Genomic DNA, 983 nt, shown 5'->3' with positions numbered 1-983 from the left:
GCCGTCAACCTGACGGTCGACCCGGCCGAGCTGGTGCAGCCCGACCGCGTCCACACCTCCCTGTACACCGACCCGGCACTGTTCGACGCCGAGCTGGAAAAGATCTTCCACAGCACCTGGATCTGGGTCGCTCACGAGAGCGAAGTCCCTGACGCCGGCAGCTACAAGACCACTTACGTCGGCAAGCAGCCGGTGATCGTGGTGCGCGACCGCAAGAAAGGCATCAACGTGCTGCTCAACCGTTGCCGCCACCGTGGCGCCACGGTGTGCGAGCACAAGAAGGGCAAGACCAACAGCTTCGTCTGCCCGTACCACGGCTGGGGCTACGCCCTCGACGGCTCGCTGCGCGGCATCCCGCACCCGGAAAGCTACGGCGACTGCATCGACAAGGCCGAGCTGCCACTGGTCAGCCTGCGCACCGAAAGCTACGCCGGCATGGTGTTCGCCACTTTCAAGGACGACATCGAACCGCTGGAGGACTTCCTCGGCGCAGCGAAGAAGTGGATGGACCTGTTCATGAAACAGGGCGCCGGCTACGGCATCAAGGTCCCGGGCGAGCACCGTTTCCGCTTCCCCGGCAACTGGAAGATCCAGCTGGAAAACACCACCGACGCCTACCACTTCCCGCTGGTGCACAAGAGCTTCCTGTCGTCGGTGGACGAGCAGACCCTGGAGTTGTTCGACTTCGTCAAAGGCCCCGGCTACGTCGAAGACCTGGGCAACGGCCACAGCGTGATGGTGATGATCCCCGAGCTGGTGGATCTCGAGGCTGACCTCGACAAGCCGATCCCCGAGCGCTTCGAGTCGCTGGCCGCAGAATTGCGCGACGAAGGCATCCAAGAGCCGCAGGTACGGCGTATCGTCCGCGCTGTCGGTGGCTCCGGCTTCAACCTCAACCTGTTCCCCAACGTCGCCTGCTCGATGGCGTTCTTCCGTGTGCTGCAACCGATCTCGGTCACCGAAACGGAAATCCATCACTCGGT

The 983-nt window shown here is 63.4% G+C and carries 1 protein-coding gene; it reads left to right on the top strand.

From position 1 onward, the window contains the following. A partial coding sequence (locus ACLEJU_RS28635) for an aromatic ring-hydroxylating oxygenase subunit alpha (RefSeq protein WP_435425693.1) occupies positions 1 to 983 on the top strand: 983 nt, incomplete at both ends.

Origin of the sequence: Pseudomonas sp. SMN11 (assembly GCF_052041945.1) — a bacterium.
Classification (GTDB): domain Bacteria; phylum Pseudomonadota; class Gammaproteobacteria; order Pseudomonadales; family Pseudomonadaceae; genus Aquipseudomonas.
This window is presented reverse-complemented; position numbering and strand designations above follow the sequence as displayed.